The 16,581-nt window shown below is 50.8% G+C and carries 19 protein-coding genes and 1 riboswitch; of the genes, 16 read left to right on the forward strand and 3 right to left on the reverse strand.

Annotated features, from left to right (window positions below):
• Positions 1 to 59: 59 nt before the first annotated feature.
• On the forward strand, positions 60 to 1,277 hold the full coding sequence (locus SNR34_RS08770) for an MFS transporter (protein ID WP_486181718.1): 1,218 nt from the start codon (positions 60 to 62) through the stop codon (positions 1,275 to 1,277).
• 69 nt (positions 1,278 to 1,346) lie between these two features.
• Here SNR34_RS08770 and SNR34_RS08775 read toward each other — a convergent pair whose 3' ends face one another.
• Positions 1,347 to 2,576: an NAD(P)/FAD-dependent oxidoreductase gene (locus tag SNR34_RS08775; RefSeq protein WP_343259771.1), complete on the reverse strand. Its 1,230-nt coding sequence runs from the start codon at positions 2,574 to 2,576 to the stop codon at positions 1,347 to 1,349.
• Positions 2,577 to 2,673: 97 nt separating this feature from the next.
• On the opposite strand from SNR34_RS08775, the gene SNR34_RS08780 reads away from it, so the two are divergent.
• The 7 genes from SNR34_RS08780 (at position 2,674) to SNR34_RS08810 (ending at position 6,953) form a co-directional block, all read left to right on the forward strand.
• Positions 2,674 to 2,907 (forward strand): hypothetical protein, encoded by a 234-nt coding sequence (locus tag SNR34_RS08780; protein WP_236415942.1) that lies wholly within the window; start codon positions 2,674 to 2,676, stop codon positions 2,905 to 2,907.
• A 35-nt stretch (positions 2,908 to 2,942) separates the two neighbouring features.
• On the forward strand, positions 2,943 to 3,338 hold the full coding sequence (locus SNR34_RS08785; RefSeq protein WP_236415940.1) for a spore coat protein: 396 nt from the start codon (positions 2,943 to 2,945) through the stop codon (positions 3,336 to 3,338).
• 156 nt (positions 3,339 to 3,494) lie between these two features.
• On the forward strand, positions 3,495 to 3,995 hold the full coding sequence (locus SNR34_RS08790; RefSeq protein WP_236415938.1) for an Lrp/AsnC family transcriptional regulator: 501 nt from the start codon (positions 3,495 to 3,497) through the stop codon (positions 3,993 to 3,995).
• Positions 3,996 to 4,008: 13 nt separating this feature from the next.
• Entirely contained in the window at positions 4,009 to 5,217 is a 1,209-nt protein-coding gene (locus SNR34_RS08795; protein WP_290371449.1) for an aminotransferase class I/II-fold pyridoxal phosphate-dependent enzyme, read from the forward strand.
• A 142-nt stretch (positions 5,218 to 5,359) separates the two neighbouring features.
• Positions 5,360 to 5,629, forward strand: a complete 270-nt coding sequence (locus tag SNR34_RS08800) for an aspartyl-phosphate phosphatase Spo0E family protein (protein WP_236415936.1) — start codon at positions 5,360 to 5,362, stop codon at positions 5,627 to 5,629.
• A gap of 196 nt (positions 5,630 to 5,825) precedes the next feature.
• Positions 5,826 to 6,377: a type 2 periplasmic-binding domain-containing protein gene (locus SNR34_RS08805; protein WP_236415934.1), complete on the forward strand. Its 552-nt coding sequence runs from the start codon at positions 5,826 to 5,828 to the stop codon at positions 6,375 to 6,377.
• 42 nt (positions 6,378 to 6,419) lie between these two features.
• On the forward strand, positions 6,420 to 6,953 hold the full coding sequence (locus tag SNR34_RS08810) for a bifunctional adenosylcobinamide kinase/adenosylcobinamide-phosphate guanylyltransferase (protein ID WP_236415933.1): 534 nt from the start codon (positions 6,420 to 6,422) through the stop codon (positions 6,951 to 6,953).
• A gap of 92 nt (positions 6,954 to 7,045) precedes the next feature.
• Here SNR34_RS08810 and SNR34_RS08815 read toward each other — a convergent pair whose 3' ends face one another.
• Positions 7,046 to 7,657 carry a DedA family protein gene (locus tag SNR34_RS08815; protein ID WP_236415931.1) on the reverse strand — a complete coding sequence of 204 codons (612 nt, stop codon included), beginning with the start codon at positions 7,655 to 7,657 and terminating at the stop codon, positions 7,046 to 7,048.
• 225 nt (positions 7,658 to 7,882) lie between these two features.
• On the opposite strand from SNR34_RS08815, the gene SNR34_RS08820 reads away from it, so the two are divergent.
• From SNR34_RS08820 to SNR34_RS08855, 8 genes are all read left to right on the forward strand, one after another.
• Positions 7,883 to 8,473 carry a cob(I)yrinic acid a,c-diamide adenosyltransferase gene (locus SNR34_RS08820; protein WP_486181719.1) on the forward strand — a complete coding sequence of 197 codons (591 nt, stop codon included), beginning with the start codon at positions 7,883 to 7,885 and terminating at the stop codon, positions 8,471 to 8,473.
• Between the two features lie 25 nt (positions 8,474 to 8,498).
• Entirely contained in the window at positions 8,499 to 9,488 is a 990-nt protein-coding gene (locus SNR34_RS08825; RefSeq protein WP_486181720.1) for an RluA family pseudouridine synthase, read from the forward strand.
• Positions 9,485 to 9,844 (forward strand): arsenate reductase family protein, encoded by a 360-nt coding sequence (locus SNR34_RS08830; RefSeq protein WP_486181721.1) that lies wholly within the window; start codon positions 9,485 to 9,487, stop codon positions 9,842 to 9,844. Before SNR34_RS08825 ends, SNR34_RS08830 begins: the two co-directional genes overlap by 4 nt.
• A gap of 151 nt (positions 9,845 to 9,995) precedes the next feature.
• Positions 9,996 to 10,889, forward strand: coding sequence for a 5'-3' exonuclease (locus tag SNR34_RS08835; RefSeq protein ID WP_486181722.1), 894 nt, complete (start codon positions 9,996 to 9,998; stop codon positions 10,887 to 10,889).
• 5 nt (positions 10,890 to 10,894) lie between these two features.
• Positions 10,895 to 12,001 carry a phosphodiester glycosidase family protein gene (locus SNR34_RS08840; protein WP_486181723.1) on the forward strand — a complete coding sequence of 369 codons (1,107 nt, stop codon included), beginning with the start codon at positions 10,895 to 10,897 and terminating at the stop codon, positions 11,999 to 12,001.
• 24 nt (positions 12,002 to 12,025) lie between these two features.
• Positions 12,026 to 12,721, forward strand: coding sequence for an MOSC domain-containing protein (locus SNR34_RS08845; protein ID WP_486181724.1), 696 nt, complete (start codon positions 12,026 to 12,028; stop codon positions 12,719 to 12,721).
• A gap of 25 nt (positions 12,722 to 12,746) precedes the next feature.
• Positions 12,747 to 13,625, forward strand: a complete 879-nt coding sequence (locus SNR34_RS08850) for an ROK family protein (RefSeq protein ID WP_290371448.1) — start codon at positions 12,747 to 12,749, stop codon at positions 13,623 to 13,625.
• Positions 13,626 to 13,853: 228 nt separating this feature from the next.
• Entirely contained in the window at positions 13,854 to 14,855 is a 1,002-nt protein-coding gene (locus SNR34_RS08855; RefSeq protein ID WP_236415925.1) for an HRDC domain-containing protein, read from the forward strand.
• A 109-nt stretch (positions 14,856 to 14,964) separates the two neighbouring features.
• Here the strand turns inward: SNR34_RS08855 and corA are convergent, their stop codons facing one another.
• On the reverse strand, positions 14,965 to 15,900 hold the full coding sequence (gene corA, locus SNR34_RS08860) for a magnesium/cobalt transporter CorA (RefSeq protein WP_236415924.1): 936 nt from the start codon (positions 15,898 to 15,900) through the stop codon (positions 14,965 to 14,967).
• Between the two features lie 449 nt (positions 15,901 to 16,349).
• A riboswitch (SAM riboswitch) is annotated at positions 16,350 to 16,480 on the forward strand.
• Positions 16,481 to 16,581 lie beyond the last annotated feature (101 nt).

Consider the following 16,581-nt stretch of genomic DNA (forward strand, 5'->3'; position numbering starts at 1 on the left):
GCAGGTTAACGTTATGACTGCCTGCTACCTATATTTCAGGTGGATGAAGGAGGAAGCAGATGAAGGTTACTCTGGGCCGACAATCCATTCTGCTGCTTGGCGTGAATGGATTGTTTGCGTTAGCCGGGGCTTTGTCCGGAACATTTCTGAATGTCTACTTGTGGAAAAGCCGGCCCGATTACAGCATGCTGGGATGGTTCACCGTGAGTCAACAGCTTGCTCTTGGCGCAACATTCTGGCTTGCCGGAAAATGGGTCAAGGAACATGACAAAATGATCGCTTTGCGTCTGGGCACCGGGTTATCGGGCTTGTTCTACATGCTTGTCCTGTGGGCGGGGCCAAAGGCGGTGGATTGGATCTGGCCGCTGGGCATCCTGCTCGGCTGTTCATTGGGGTTGTTCTGGCTTGCCTTTAACGTTGTATATTTTGAGGTGACTGACCGTGAAAACCGGGATTTGTTCAACGGATGGGTGGGGCTGCTGGGCTCCGTGACGGGCATCGTTGGTCCTTGGTTCTCCGGTTTGATCATCTCACGGATGGCTGACAATACCGGGTACCGGCTCATATTTACGGTATCGCTTGTCATCTATGTCATTGCCGTCGTGTGCAGCTTTTTCCTGAAAAAAAGAAAGGTCAGCGGTACATACTGTTGGACGGAACCGCTGAAGCAGTTATCCCGTAAGGGCAGCCCCTGGAGACCACTTGGCGTGGGGTTGATCGCTCAGGGGGTGCGAGAGGGTGTTTTTGCATTCTTGATCGCACTGCTCGTATATGTCGCCACCCAACAGGAGTATAAGCTTGGGCAATTCTCATTGATCACTTCATCCGTCGCGCTGGTGAGTTACTGGGCCGCAGGAAAATGGTTCAAACCTCGTTACAGGTCTATGGGGATGCTGTCCGGAGCGATATTGTTGTTCTTGGTTCTTCTGCCTCTATTATGGAAGGTTGGTTACGGCACCTTGCTGTTCATGGGAATCGGTTCGGCCATCGGCATGCCGCTGTACATGCTGCCGATGATTTCGGCAGGTTTCGATCTGATGGGGACAAGTGACGAAAACGTGGAGAAAAGAGTGGAACTTGTCGTATTGAGAGAGCTATGCCTCATGACCGGAAGACTGTTGGGGTTGGCATCGTTTTTGGTCATCGTTCAGAGTCAGCCATCGTTGCAAGAGATGGTATGGTTGATCGTTGCCCTGGGTGCATTTCCGCTTGTGGGATGGATTGCCATCCGCAGTTTGCTTAGCACGCATGATCCGAGGGCACCTCAGCGAAAATAAAAGAATAACAGGGTACTTGCGCCGAGTTCAGTTCTCGGGCAAGTACCCTGTTTTAGTTTGCTCCATGGCTTATTTCCATGATGCGGGAGAGGGTTTGTTGGTTCGTGTAAGTGAAAAGAGCTCCATATCTCCGTTTGGAGTACCCGTAACGGCGTCTGCCAGTATGGAGGCTGCAATCATGCTGTATACCGTCCCATTCCCTCCGTAACCCTCAAGAAAATAGGAATGAGGGAATTCCGGATGGGGGCCGATTAATGGCAGCCCGTCATGGGTATTGCCGAATACGGCCCCCCATGTGAAATCGACTTCCAGGTCTGGCAGAGGGAAGTACGCACGAACCTTCTTCAAGAGTTGTTCGCCGCAATGCTTGGCTCGGTGCTCTCTCTGATCCTTGCGCGGCAAATCTTCATCCATCCCGCCTGCCACGATTCTTCCGTCCATCGTTGTCCGCATGTATGTGTATGGAAGCGCGGATTCCCAAATGAGATAGCGGTCATACCAACTGCTCAGATCCGGCAAAGGTTTGGTTACAATGACATAGGAAGTCTGGAGATAGGCCGTTTGATCCTTCTTGATGGACTGGGTTTCGTATCCTGTCGCAAAAATCACTTTGCGAGCATGAATCCGTCCACCCGGCGTATGGCACAACACGCCGTCTTTGAGGAAATCGCAATGGATCATGGCCGTTTTTTCGAAGATCCGGACCCCTTTTTTCGCAGCGGAATGAAACAAACCGTGTACGAAACGAAACGGATTCACCTCGGCATCGCCTCGGGTTAAAAGAGCAGCTGGTTTGCTAATCGAGAGGTGCTTGTTAATACGGCCGGCATCCCAAAACGCTGCGTCGAAACCGTATCGCTGCAAAGTCCGGGCCTCTTTCTCCAGTATGTGAATGTCTTCTTGACTGCTGGCAAAGCGAAGACTATTTCTTGGGATGAAACAAGGATCCGTATCCAGCGTACCCGCGAGTCGTTCGAGCTGCGCCATGGCATCCCGGCAAAGTTCGTAAAACCGGACGCCGGTATATTCGCCGAATGTATGGATGCAAGAGGTCAACGTTTTGTCATTTGTGTTTTGCAGCAGACCGGCACTGGCCAAACTGCTGCCGTGAGCAATGTTTCTTTTTTCAATGACGACCGTATCCACCCCCTGATCGGCAAGCAGCCGTGATGCTAATGCGCCTCCCATGCCGCCACCGATGATGAGGCAATCGCATGTAAGATCCGTTTGCAGCACAGGGTATGTTGGCGCATCGGTCATCGTGGAAGGCCAGAAGGGCGTACCATATACAAGTTCCAAGAGGGGCAACTCCTTTTCGGTAAGGGATTCTGTATACTTTCGGAAGACAAGGTAAAAATAATCCCGCATGCACTTCAGGTTAAGGAGGATCATTCCTATGCAACATGCGCAAATCCAGGCACTCAGTCCCAAAGAGCTGAATTACATCGCGGACTCCATTTCCAATGAGGAACTGTTGATCAAGCAGTGTGCGGCAACGGCCTCAACCACGCAAATTGCACAAATCCAGCAAGCTTTGAACCAGTACGTTCGCTCCCATGAACAGCATTTGAACACGCTGACTGCCGCGCTGCACCAGCATCAGTCCATTGCTCCTACGCAACCCCAGTAAGGCCCAAAATCAAAAACGCTGAAGGAGGAAGCCCTGTGTATTCTCAATCTTTGTCATCCGGGGGAAGTTTTATGCAGGAACAAGACCTGCTCAGTTCGATTCTCGCAAACCTGAGACGCACGGCGCGCGAGTATACGACCGCCACAACGGAAGCGGCTTGTCCGGCGGTTCGCCAAATGTTTATGGATTTGACGAACGATACGCTCAGGCTGCAGGGCGAGCTGTTCAATCTGATGCAGCAAAACAATATGTATTCCGCTTCGTCGAAGGCGCTCCGCCAGGACATAGACAAGCAAATCCAGTCTGCCCATCAAGCGCAGCAGAAATGCCAGCAGTTCGTGCAGGAGAAAAGCACGCAATCTGCCACGTACAACCATGCACCCAACGTTCCGCAGCATCCGGCAAATTACGGCAATCCCTATTACGTGTAATTTCCCGGAACGAGTTTTGAATCCGAAAAAAGCAGAGCATACCACCGCTTGCCTGAATTCCGAGCAGGCGGTTTTTGTGTTTGCACAGACGTTAAATTCATGTAATATTAGTATTAATTCATTTTCAGGAACCTGATAAGTGCTGGAGGGAAAGGCATGAAGGATTTGAACGATTTGCAATTGAAAGTTCTCGATCTGTTGAAGGAAGATGCTAGAAGAACTCCTGCATTGTTGTCGACACTGCTCGGCGAACCGGAGGAACATATCAAAAAGGCTGTCGAAGAACTGGAGCAAGAACACGTCATCGTGAAGTACGCCACGGTCGTAAACTGGAGCAAAGTGCACGACGAGAAGGTCACGGCGTTGATCGAAGTGCAAATTACGCCTGAACGGGGGCGCGGTTTTGAAGGGATTGCGGAGCGGATCTATCTGTATCCTCAGGTCAAATCCGTTTACTTGATGTCTGGCGCGTATGACCTGCTCGTCGAAGTCGAGGGCGGCAACCTGCGCGAGGTAGCCAATTTTGTGTCGGAGAAGCTGTCTCCCATCGATTCGGTCCTTTCGACCAAAACCAACTTTATTCTCAAAAAATACAAGCAGGACGGGATTATTTTCGAGGACCATCAAGAAGATAACCGTCTCATGATCTCGCCGTAAAGGAAGATGTGTCATGATATTGAATGAACAGACAACAGGAAGCACCAAAACCATGAATTCATATTTGTCGCCACTGGTTCAGCAAATTCCTCCTTCCGGCATCCGCAAGTTTTTCGACTTGGTCGGAGACAACAAGGATATCATTACGCTAGGGGTCGGCGAGCCGGATTTCATCACGCCGTGGCATATGCGCGAAGCGTGCGTGTATTCGTTGGAACGCGGCATGACCAGCTACACCTCCAATGCGGGCATGCCCCAGCTGAGGGAGGCGCTCAGCGAGTATTTGGATACTCAATTCCATACGAAATATGATCCAAAAAACGAAATCATCGTAACGGTCGGCGGCAGTGAAGCCATTGACTTGGCCTTGCGCGCGCTCATCGTGCCAGGAGACGAAATTTTGATCCCGGAGCCGTCGTATGTAGCGTATTCTCCCATTGCTTCCATAGGCGGCGGCGTGCCGGTCGGCATCGAAACGTATGCGAAGGACCAGTTCAAACTTACGGCAGAAGCGCTTGAGGCCAAGATCACGCCTAAATCCAAGGTCGTCATTCTCTGTTATCCAAGCAATCCGACGGGAGCGATCATGACGCATGAGGATTGGCTGCCGATCGCTGAGGTAATCAAAAAGCATGATCTGATCGTCATCGCGGATGAAATTTATGCCGAGCTGACGTACAACCAAAAGCATGTCAGTTTTGCAGCCGTCCCCGACATGAAGGATCGCACGATTCTGGTCAGCGGTTTTTCCAAAGCATTTGCCATGACGGGCTGGAGAATCGGGTACATGTGCGGGCATCCCGAGTTGATCTCGGCGATGCTGAAGATTCATCAATATACGGTGATGTGTGCGCCGGCCATGGGTCAGGTAGCTGCTTTGGAGGCATTAAGGAACGGAATGGCCGAAAAAGACCGGATGGTGGAATCGTATAACCAGCGGAGACGATTGATCGTGCAAGGATTCAGAGACATCGGTCTCGATTGTCACGAGCCTCAGGGCGCGTTCTATGCGTTCCCGAGCATTCAAAAGACGGGGCTCAGCTCGGACGTATTTGCCGAACGCCTATTGACGGAGAACAAGGTAGCCGCCGTGCCAGGAAACGTATTTGGGCCTCAAGGTGAAGGCTTCTTGCGGTGTTCCTATGCGACATCTGTCGCGCAGTTGAATGAGGCATTGGATCGGATTGGAAATTTTGTCCATAAAGTGTTGAAAGAGGGATAACAGATTGTAGCAAAAGCTGTTGATGTTACATTTCGGATATACGGAAAAAATAACTTTCTTTTACAAGATTTTATGATATAATTTCATTTTGAAATAAGTTTTCATAAAATTGAAATAAAATCCATTCCAAGGAGGGTTAGCTTTGTTCTGTGTTGAATATGATTTACCGACGAATCGTGGACATTATTTGGCAGAAGGCGATCATGGCGACCGATGGTCGGTGAACCCTGACCACGCATCTTTGCATAACGTTTCCTTGGAAGAAGAGATCCATATGTTGCGATGCAAAATGGAACAGTTATTTTTGGAGGAGAAATCCTTCACTTCGGATATCGTTATTGAAATCAGCAGCTTGCTCGATCTGAAAATCAACGAATATTACATGAAGCAGAAACCGACAAAAGGCAAATAATTTTGTCCTTGAGCGAAAACGTTACCTGTAAGGAAATGAGACCCCCATCCGGGGTCTTTTTTGATGATCGTTGAGAAAAGACAAATGATACAAAATGGTCTTGTAAAAGGCATAAGAGGCCTGGACGGGCACGCTGTTTTTGCGAGTGGGATAATTGTGATATATTTGTAGTTAGGAGAATAGAGGGGGAATGGGGATGAAAAGGTTTTGGGGAATGCTGTTCATCGTTTCGATCGTTTTGATGCTGTCCGGATGTGGCGGCAAGGATGGTTTTACCATTTTCATCATTGATAATCAAGGCAATCCGTCGGTCATTTCCGAACAGCTGCAAACCAATTTGCAGCAAAAACTGGGTGAAGAACCGAAGGTTGAAGTCATTACTAGCGCGATGTACGACGTGCAAAAAATTTTGGTCGAGTATGCGGCCGGTGGACATGACATTTTCATCTTGCCCGAGGCAGACATGAAACAATATGGAAAAAGCGGGTCCAATGTTCCGCTGGAAGATACGTTTGATGCCGAGAAATACAAACGGGGTGTGTTTGACGGAGGCGTCCTGGTTGAGCAGGGCGAGGGAGACAACGGTTCTGACATCAAAACAGAATCTCATCTCTACGGTATTCCGCTGGAGGAGATGCAAATGTTCAAGGACGTGAAATATGCGGCCAGCAATTTGTTTGCCACGATTCCGGTGTCCGCTTCCAATGTGGATGAGGCCAAAAAAGTTTTGAAGGCGTTGACAGAATAAGAGAGCTTCCATTCAAACACATCGACAGAGGAGGAGAGCGGATTGCTGATAACGGTCACAGGCGGCGTCGGCAGCGGCAAAACCCGGTTTGCCCTCGACTATGCAGCCCGGATTAGCCGGGAAGGGATCTATTTGTCCACAGGCGACCATGATCCAGTGAATCCGGAGCTGCCGTCCGCTCATTACCGGGCCATATCGGCAGTGAAAGGGCCCCAATTGGCCCAGGTTATTGATCAGATCAACCGGGAATCGAATCTTTATTTGGCGGATCAGCGCATTCTTATTGTGGATAGCCTAACCGCATGGATGGCGGCGAGCTTCGACGTCTGTGACAATCTGAACGAACAGAGGAACGATACCCAGAAATTGCTTGGCGCATTGCTTTCGTACCAGGGAAAACTGCTCGTCATTACGAACGAAATGCATGCATCGCTGCAACCTTCCGAGAAAGAGCGAGTTTTCGCAGCTCGCATGGCGTCCGTGAACCGGATGCTTCAATCTCACTCGGATCGGATGTTTATGCTCGTTTCAGGGCTGGCCATTGATTTGAAATCACATGCGCTGCGATATGAATAAATGTTGAACCCATGCAATAAGCCTCGGCCATTCCACTTAGGGAGGGACCGAGGCTTTACTCATGTATATCCGTATCTATTTAAGCGAGTTTGTTACTTGCGGGATTTGATCCGTTTGATCCACCAGATGACAAAAATAATGGCTGCAATCGCAACAATGACATAAACAACCAGTGAATAGACATCCATGAACTCCAAAATGCTCTCCCACGATGCGCCAAGCGCGGCGCCGACCGAAACAAGGATGATGTTCCAGACCAGTGTGCCAATCGTTGTAAAGAGAATAAACAGGCCAAATTTCATGTTGGACATGCCTGCCGGAATGGAAATCAGGCTGCGAACCAGCGGCACCATGCGGCAGAACAATACCGTCCATATCCCATACTTGTCGAACCAAGCATCGACGCGGTGGATATCTTCCTTCTTGATGCGCAGGATATGGCCCCAGCGATCCACGATTTTTTCCAGGCGTTCAACGTCGATCAGCAGCCCGATGCCGTACAGGATGATGGCACCAAGCACCGAACCGATCGTTGCCGCGATAATAACGCCGGGAAGGGTGAGGCCGGTATAGGTGGTCATAAATCCGCCAAAAGGCAAAATAATTTCCGAAGGAATGGGCGGGAACACGTTCTCCAGGGCAATGATCAACGCAATGCCGATGTATCCGTATTGTTCCATGAAATCGGTGATCCAGTTTTGCATAATCGTCTCCTCTACTATAAAATGACATAGATTTGGCGCGCATTCGCAGAACATACCAATTGTGGTATACGTATAGGGCCTGAGGTTGGTTTCTGAAAATTTGCATTTCCGTCACACCCGCAGGTCAAGTATACTGGTAAAGTTGAGGACAAGAAGAATGTAGTCGATCTTACCCATGCTCATGGGAACGCTGACGTTAAAGATTTAGCCAATGGAGGGATCAAGATGGGCATATATACAAGAACCGGTGATGAAGGGCAGACTTCGGTGATCGGAGGACGAGTGGTCAAGGACGACGATCGGGTGGAGGCTTATGGCACGATTGATGAGTTGAACTGTTTTGTCGGTCAGGCCATCAGCCTCATCGATGATGCAAAGGGCTCGTTCGAAGACCTGAAAGAACAGCTGTCGGAGATTCAACAGGAGCTGTTTGATTGCGGCTCCGATCTGGCGTTTGTCAACATTACGGAAAATCGGTATAAAGTAAAAGACGACAAGGTTGCGCGGCTGGAGCAATGGATTGATCTGTTCGATGCCGAAAATCCGAAAGTGGAGCGGTTCATCATTCCTGGGGGCACCCTGCTGTCTTCTGCGCTTCACGTATGCCGCACCGTGTGCCGTCGTGCCGAACGCCGGGCAGTCACGCTAGGGCAGCATACCGACATCAATCCGTCTGTGCGTCGTTACTTGAACAGGCTGTCGGACTATTTCTTTGTGGTTGCCCGGACCGCCAATGCAAGACAGCAGGTACAGGATGTTGAATACGTTCGCAGCAAAAAGGTTTTCCGCCGCAAAGAGGCAAAGAGTGAGGAATGAACGGCAAAGGAATGAAAAGGAACCAATGAACGGTTATTACACACCAATCACATACACGGTATCCGAGCAGGAGGAAGGTTGGCTGCTGAAGACGGTCCTTCAGCGACGCCTTCACGTATCGCGCAAACTTCTGTCACGACTGAAGCTGACAGAGCACGGCATTATGTTGAATGGAGAGCGAGTGTATATCAGCGTCAAGGTGGCTGCAGGAGATCTCGTCGAAATTCGGATGGAGCAGGAGGAGTCGGATGATATTCTTCCCGAAGAACTGCCTTTTTCCATTTTATATGAGGATGAGCACCTGCTGATCGTAAACAAGGATGCAGGCATCATCGTACATCCTACGCATGGTCACTATACGGGAACATTGGCGAACGGCGTCGTGCATTATTGGAAAGCCAAAGGCGAACGTGTCCGTTTTCGTCCGGTGCATCGGCTGGATCAGGAAACGTCGGGCGTGCTGGCCATTGCCAAAAATCCGTATGTGCATCAGCATGTGTCGGAACAGATGATAGCAGGCACGGTAGACAAGCGTTATATCGCTTTTGTGCACGGCAGCCCTACCCCGGAAGAAGGGACGATCGACGGTCCGATCGACCGCGACCCCGAGGAGCCGCATCGCCGGATCGTCACGCCGGACGGTTACCCTGCCCGTACGCTCTATAAGACATTAGCGAAATGGGATGGAGGAACGGCGAGCGAAGTGAGCCTTAAGCTGGAAAGCGGCAGGACGCATCAGATTCGCGTGCATATGACGTCGATCCACTGCCCGCTGATCGGGGACAGCATGTACCAAACATTGCCGGACGCGGGCATTGACGCCCGAACGGTGGCCTTGCGAGCTGAGCGGGACGGTTGGATCGATCGGCAGGCTTTGCATGCATGCGAGCTGTCGTTCGAGCATCCGATTTTGCGTAAGCGAATGACGTTCCATGCCCCGCTTCCTGCAGACTTGCAGGATCTGAAGCAGCGCTTGCAGCAAGAGAACGAGAATACGGAGGAACAGGAATCATGAGCCGATTGAAAGTTTATCAATATGCCAAATGCGGCACCTGCCGCAAAGCGGTCAAATGGCTGGAAGGCAAGGGGCACGAGTTGGCATTGGTGCCGATCTTTGACGCCCCTCCTTCCGAGGCGGAACTGAAACAACTCATCGAGCTGAGCGGGCTTGACGTGAAGAAGTTTTTCAACACCAGCGGTGAGGTCTACAAGGAGCAGCAGCTCAAAGACAAGCTTCCGGGCATGTCGACGGACGAGCAAATTCGTTTGCTTGCATCGAATGGCCGCCTTATCAAACGTCCCATCGTCACGGACGGAACAAAGGTCACTGTCGGATTCAAGGAAGAGACGTTCGAGCAGGTATGGAGTTAGGTTTGAAGCATGCCCTGATCGACAAGACGTTTCCGGTATCGTCCAAAAAACAGGGCTTTTTTGGCTGGCCGCCGCTTGGCGGAACTATGCTATAATGTTAGAATTATAGCGGTCATTTTTTGATATAGAAGACAGGAGAGATTAATTCGAAGTGAATCAACGTAATGAACCTACTTTGTTGCTGGTAGACGGTATGGCAGTGTTGTTCAGGGCGTTCTATGCGACATCTGCGAGCGGATATATCAGACGTACAAAGGCAGGATTGCCGACCAACGCGGTGTACGGGTTTATCCGTTACTTCTGGGATGCGGTCCAGACTTTTGGGCCAAGCCATGTCATCTGCTGCTGGGATATGGGAGGCAAGACGTTTCGCGGTGAAGAATATGCGGCATACAAAGGGAACCGGGCGGAAGCGCCGGATGATCTGATTCCCCAATTTTCGCTGATTCGTGAGGTCATGGACTGTCTTGGCGTTCCGAATATCGGGGCTCAAGGCTTTGAAGCCGACGATTGTATCGGTACCCTCGCCAAATACTACACCGAGCAGAACAACATGAACGTCATGGTGTTGACCGGGGATCATGACATGCTGCAGCTGATCAATGACCGGACAAGCGTGATCATCATGAAAAAGGGACACGGCAATTACATGGTATACACTCCCGATTCCTTGATGGAAGAGAAGCAGCTTGCCCCGCGTCAGATCATTGACATGAAGGGTCTTATGGGCGATGCCAGCGACAATTATCCGGGCGTTCGCGGCATTGGCGAGAAGACGGCGCTCAAACTGGTGCAGGAGTACGGCTCCATTGAGGGAATTTTGGATAATTTGGATCAATTGACGCCTTCGGTCCGGAAAAAGATCGAGAACGATCTGGACATGCTTCATTTATCCCGCAGATTGGCAGAGATTCATTGTGAAGTACCCGTAGCTTGCGCATTGGATGTATGCGAGTTCCAACTTGACCCGGATGCGGTCATGGACAAATTCGAGCAACTTGAGATGAAGAGCCTCGGCTCTTGGATGGGAGTGGCGACAGGTTGAGCAGCATGAACACGCGAGGAATCGGCAAAAAGTGGTGGACCGGGGCAATGGCCCTGATCCTGGCTTTGCCGGTATTATTGTCAGGAGCCGTGGGCGCTCCCGAAACAGCAGAAGCCAAAGCGGCAATCAGCACCAAAGTACAAAAAGTGAAAACGGCAGGACGCACCTTTACGGTGCAAACGGTCAGCATTCCGAAAGGAACGCCGGTGACGGTGGGACTTGCCAAAAAACAAGTGGGACAGACAGCTACGCTGCCATCGATCGTAAAGGCTTACGGTGCGCAAGCCGCGATTAACGGAGCTTTCTTCGAGGCCTATAACGGGGCACCGGACCCATACGGCATGCTGATTGCCAATAGCAAAGTGATACATATCGGAAGATACGGAACAAGCATCGGTTTCAAAGCGGACGGCACGGCGATCATGGATTCATTGCAGGTGAGCCTGACGGGCAAGGTTACCGGCAAAGACGGCAAGCCGCGCAGCTGGTACGCTACCTTTGTCAACCGCACGCCAGCGGAAAACGCCAACATCAGCATGTTGTATACGCCGGAGCGAGGCGGCAAGGTCGGATTCAAAGGCGGGATCGCCGTGGTGATCGAAAAGGGTGTCGTGACGAAGAAGTTAACAAACAATAACGTCTCCATTCCGAAGAACGGATCGGTTCTGGTCTTCTCAGGCACGCTGAAATCCATGGCAGATCGTTTTGACGTGGGCTCTGCCGTAGAGATGAACTATAAATACACGAATGCCTCAGGCAAGGAGATTCCTTGGGAAGATGTTGTGACAGCGGTAGGAGCCGGTCCACGTTTGGTAAAAGACGGGAAAGTGGCGGTGAATCCGGTGAGCGAGGGCTTTAAGGATACCAAGATTCTGAACGCTTCAGGCGCTCGAAGCGGAATCGCCATCATGGCTGACGGCTCCGTAATGCTGGCTACCGTTCCGGGAGCCACGATCAAGGAGTGGGCTGCCGTCATGCAGAAGCTTGGAGCCAAACAAGCGATGAACCTGGATGGCGGAGCCTCTTCAGGCCTTTATGCCGGCGGCAAGATGCTGACTTCCCCAGGGCGGTTGCTTAGCAACACCCTTGTATTCGGCGGTTCGGTGAAATAAAACGGAGAAGCATAGGAGGTTGTCATGATGAAGATGACGCATCATCCGAAGTCAGATCAGGCTGGCCCAGCCGTGCTTGCGGTCAACGTTGGGCAGCCCCGGCCGTTGCCTGGCCAGAAGCGGGAAGTTTTGAGCGGCATCGTGAAAACGCCCGTGTCGACACAGGTATTCCTGTCGTTCACCGGTTTGGCCGGGGATGGCCAGGCCGACCTGGTGCACCATGGCGGACCGGACAAGGCCCTCTGCGTTTATGACTACAGCCGTTACCCGGCTTTGGAGCAGCTGATGGATCGCAGGCTTGACTGGGGGGCATTTGGTGAAAATCTGACGGTGGCGGGCTGTCCGGAAGAAGTGATTCGGATTGGCGACGTGTTTGAACTCGGTGAAGCCGTCGTACAGGTCAGCCAACCGAGGCAGCCATGTTTCAAATTGGGCGCCAGGTATGATTACAAAGAGCTTCCGGTCTATTTTCAGGAAAGCGGGCATACCGGATTTTATTTTCGCGTACTCCGTGAAGGTGAAATCGGCCCTGGTTCGGCGTTTAGACGTGTGACCACGGATGAAACATCGATGACCGTAATGGAAGCCAACCGGATCATGCATCAAGGAAAGCAGGATGCTGCTGCGATGCGTTCGCTTTTGACTATTTCCGCGTTGTCGGATAGTTGGAGAGAAACATTGCTCCAACGGCTGGACAAGCTGGACAACGAAAACAACTGATGATCTGAATGGGAGCGTGACTGAATTGACGATTTTAGGTGCAATTGAAGCAGGTGGTACCAAATTTGTGTGTGGAATTGGGACAGAGCAAGGCGAGGTGCTTGAACGGGTAAGTTTTCCGACGACAACGCCGGAAGAGACGATGGCTCAAGTCATCGCTTTCTTTGAAGGCAAAGATATCGCGGCGCTTGGGGTAGGATCCTTTGGACCCATCGATCCGATCGAAGGAAGTCCGACCTATGGCTACATTACGACAACGCCAAAACCGCATTGGGGGCAGTACAACCTGATCGGCAAACTGAAAGAGCATTTCGACGTGCCAATGACGTTTGATACGGATGTTAACGGGGCAGCATTGGGTGAAGCTACTTGGGGGGCTGCTCAAGGGTTGGACAGCTGCTTGTATATCACCGTGGGGACAGGCATCGGGGCAGGTGCGGTCGTCGGGGGCAAAATGGTTCACGGTTTATCCCACCCGGAGATGGGACATATCGTGGTGCGCCGTCATCCAGAAGATGCGTATGAAGGCTTCTGCCCTTATCACGGCGATTGCCTGGAAGGGTTGGCAGCAGGTCCGGCGATCAACAAACGTTGGGAGCAACCGGCTTATGAACTGTCGCCGGACCATAAGGCGTGGGAGCTCGAAGCCCATTATCTGGCACAGGCATTGATGAACTTTGTGCTGATCCTCTCCCCGCAAAAGATCGTTATGGGTGGCGGGGTCATGAAGCAAGAGCACCTCTTCCCGATGATTCAGGGCAAACTGCAGGAGCTTCTGGCTGGATACGTCCAGCATCCTATGATTCAATCCGAAATCGATCAGTATATCGTTCCGCCTGGACTGGGCGATAACGCGGGCTTGTGCGGTTCGCTTGCGCTTGCGAAATTAGCATTGGAAAAATAGGTTTGTTCTATTTGCAATATAGAAATAATGCCTCTTTTTACCTTCGAAACGGTTGACGAATTTTTCCAATATGGTATGATATGAACAACAGCATAGCACGGTTGATGAGGAAGCACCTCTCTTGCATTACATTGCAGGAGGGGTGCTTTTTGTGCTGCCCATCAGCATGATGGCCTGGCATGGTGTCTGGTTGGCTGTGCTCTGCTATAACATAAGGAGGAGTCCAAGATGGAAATTATTTTCATGAACAGATTAACCAGAATGTTCGAGCAGGAAGAGCAGCCTGCCCAGTTGTGGATCGGTGAAGAAGAGGGAAGCTGGCAGTTGGTGTGGAGCCGTTATGAAGCAGGAGATCGCGAGGATATGGTCTGGTACGAGGGGGATTCATGGGACGAATTGCTGCATGTTTACCGCCATCAGTTGGCTACGCGCATGGGTGAAGGATATCGACCGCTGCTGCAAGGCTTGTTTCATGACGGCGACGAGTTGAAAGATCGCGGTTATGGCGGACAGCGTCTGCAATGTTACAGCGAATTGCACAGCAATGAGGTGTTGTACGAGGATCTTTGCGCCTGGCGCAGGCAACGAGCCGCTTCGGACCGCAAAGCCCCGTATTTCATCGCGACGAATCGCTTGCTCCGCATGATTAGCGCATATGTTCCTCAAACGTTGGAGGAGTTGATGCAGCTCCCGGGCGTGGGCGAGAGCAAAGCGTCCGAATACGGCCAAGAGTGGCTCGAGCATACGCATGGCATGCAGCGATCTCATGATTTTCCGCTCGATTGGGTATATGCCGCGCTCAAGGAAGAAGAATACGAGAGTTGGCTGTACAAACAGAAGGAGCATAAATACAAGCAGGAACTGGAAAAATTTACGACGCGCAAACAGGTGCTTGAAGGCATGAAAGAAGGACTTACTTTGGAAGAGATCGTCAATCGGTCCGGTTTGTCGCGCAGGGAACTGATTGAATGGCTTGAAATTTTGGATGACGAAGGATACGACACGGATTCCTTGCTGGATGCCGAACTGGCCGTGATGCCCGAGGAAGAACAGGAAGCAGTGTGGAATGCGTATGAAGTGCTTGGCGATTCGTTTCTTAAACCTGTGATGCAGAAAGTATATGGCCCGGACAGACCTAGCGGAACGAATTTGGAGCAAGTGTACGAGCGTTTGCGCATGATTCGCATTCGTTTTCGCCGCTCTGCAGAAACCGCGAAAAATGCAGGATAACACCGGGAGAACGGAAACGGGAGGGGTGTTGTGACGGAGGCAAAAAAAAGACGAGGCATACCCGAAACCAGGGCTGCCTCGTCGACCGTTTGACAGTTGCATAGGTTGTTCAAATCCAGTCTTTTTTGCGGAAAATAAAGAACATGCTCAAACCTAAAGTAATCATGATGCCGATGACGACGAAATAACCATATTTCCAATCGAGCTCAGGCATGTTCGTGAAGTTCATGCCGTAAATTCCGGTAATGACCGTCAGCGGCATAAATACCGTCGTGATGGCGGTAAAAACACGCATGATCTCATTCGCGCGGTTGGCGATGCTGGATTGATAGGCTTCGCGCAAGTTGCCCATCAGATCCCGGTACGTTTCGAATGTCTCCGATATTTTAACGGCGTTCTCGTAGATGTCGCTGAAATATTTTTGCAGCTGATCATCGATGAGACGCAAATCTTTTTTGTTCAGCGTATTGATGACCTCTTTCTGAGGTCCCAGTACTTTTTTCAACCATAAAATCTCACTGCGAAGCCCGATGATTTCGTTCAGGTGGGATTTTTTGGTGTGCATCAGAATGTCTTCCTCGAGCTTCTCGATGCGGGCCTCGATCCGATCGCCCACCGTGAAGTAATTGTCGACGATCAAGTCGATCAACAAGTACAAGAAACGGTCCGGCGTGTTGGCTTCCTGTTCCCATAAGATGGGCTTCAGTGTACGCAGCTCGCTGACCTTTTGTTTGGTCACGCTTATAATGAAATGTCTGCCCAAAAACAGGTTGACAGCCCGCAAGAAGATTTCCTCATCATCGAATCGAATGCTGTTAATGACGATAAAATAATGATTTTCGTAAATTTCGATTTTTGGACGCTGTTCGTCCTCGCTGAGGCAGTCCTCCACCGCCAGGTCATGGATCATGAACAGGGGCTGGAGCACCGCCAAATCGTCAACGTCTGCATCGATCCAGTAGAATCCCTCTGCTGGTGGCGTCAGCGTTTGTTCAATATCGTCCACCGGGATAAATACACCGTTGTTTACCAACCGGATTTTCATCGTTATCCACTCCTTCTGCACCCGCCACTATGGCGGATCACTCTTGAATTAGGGCGCAAAGGAACAGATCAGCCGGTCGGCAGCGGGGTCTGGAGATCAGACGGGATGACTTGGTATCCAAACGGAATAAACGTCCCGCTGCCGGCATGCTGATGTCAATTCACTATGCAGTTTGCTGGAACTCGTCTGCCAATCAGGCCTCGGGTCGCCATCCATTGAATATGTCACCTCTCACATAAGGGTATGCAACACTTGTCTAGTATACCGCTCGTACATGGTGCTTTCAAGCGTAAAAATGTGTCGATTTTGGCGCCACACAGCAGTCTATGAATGTAGGGAACAAACGGTTCCGCTTCATAAAAACAGACCTGCAAACATATGCTTGACGAGTAGGCGTTATTGTTTTAAAGTATACGTTAAACATGCTATCAACAATTGAATACGGCGAAATCTTATCAAGAGTAGGTGGAGGGACTGGCCCGATGAAACCCGGCAACCGGCGGCATAACCGCACGGTGCTAATTCTTGCAGCGACTAAGTGCACATACATTGAGGCACTGTTGTTACTGAGAGATGAGAGAGGCGCATATCCGTTTTACATATGACCTTTCTCGGAGTCCGAGGAAGGTCTTTGTTATAATTATCGGAATGACTGGGCTTTGGGCATCCGATTGTTCTGGT

It is taken from the genome of Paenibacillus sp. XP01 (genome assembly GCF_057364885.1).

Coding starts and splice junctions, on each gene's coding strand:
- SNR34_RS08770 (WP_486181718.1), top strand. CDS start 60: ATGAAGGTTACTCTGGGCCGACAATCCATTCTGCTGCTTGGCGTGAAT.
- SNR34_RS08780 (WP_236415942.1), top strand. CDS start 2,674: ATGCAACATGCGCAAATCCAGGCACTCAGTCCCAAAGAGCTGAATTAC.
- SNR34_RS08790 (WP_236415938.1), top strand. CDS start 3,495: ATGAAGGATTTGAACGATTTGCAATTGAAAGTTCTCGATCTGTTGAAG.
- SNR34_RS08795 (WP_290371449.1), top strand. CDS start 4,009: ATGATATTGAATGAACAGACAACAGGAAGCACCAAAACCATGAATTCA.
- SNR34_RS08805 (WP_236415934.1), top strand. CDS start 5,826: ATGAAAAGGTTTTGGGGAATGCTGTTCATCGTTTCGATCGTTTTGATG.
- SNR34_RS08815 (WP_236415931.1), bottom strand. CDS start 7,657: ATGCAAAACTGGATCACCGATTTCATGGAACAATACGGATACATCGGC.
- SNR34_RS08820 (WP_486181719.1), top strand. CDS start 7,883: ATGGGCATATATACAAGAACCGGTGATGAAGGGCAGACTTCGGTGATC.
- SNR34_RS08825 (WP_486181720.1), top strand. CDS start 8,499: ATGAACGGTTATTACACACCAATCACATACACGGTATCCGAGCAGGAG.
- SNR34_RS08830 (WP_486181721.1), top strand. CDS start 9,485: ATGAGCCGATTGAAAGTTTATCAATATGCCAAATGCGGCACCTGCCGC.
- SNR34_RS08840 (WP_486181723.1), top strand. CDS start 10,895: ATGAACACGCGAGGAATCGGCAAAAAGTGGTGGACCGGGGCAATGGCC.
- SNR34_RS08845 (WP_486181724.1), top strand. CDS start 12,026: ATGATGAAGATGACGCATCATCCGAAGTCAGATCAGGCTGGCCCAGCC.
- SNR34_RS08855 (WP_236415925.1), top strand. CDS start 13,854: ATGGAAATTATTTTCATGAACAGATTAACCAGAATGTTCGAGCAGGAA.
- corA (WP_236415924.1), bottom strand. CDS start 15,900: ATGAAAATCCGGTTGGTAAACAACGGTGTATTTATCCCGGTGGACGAT.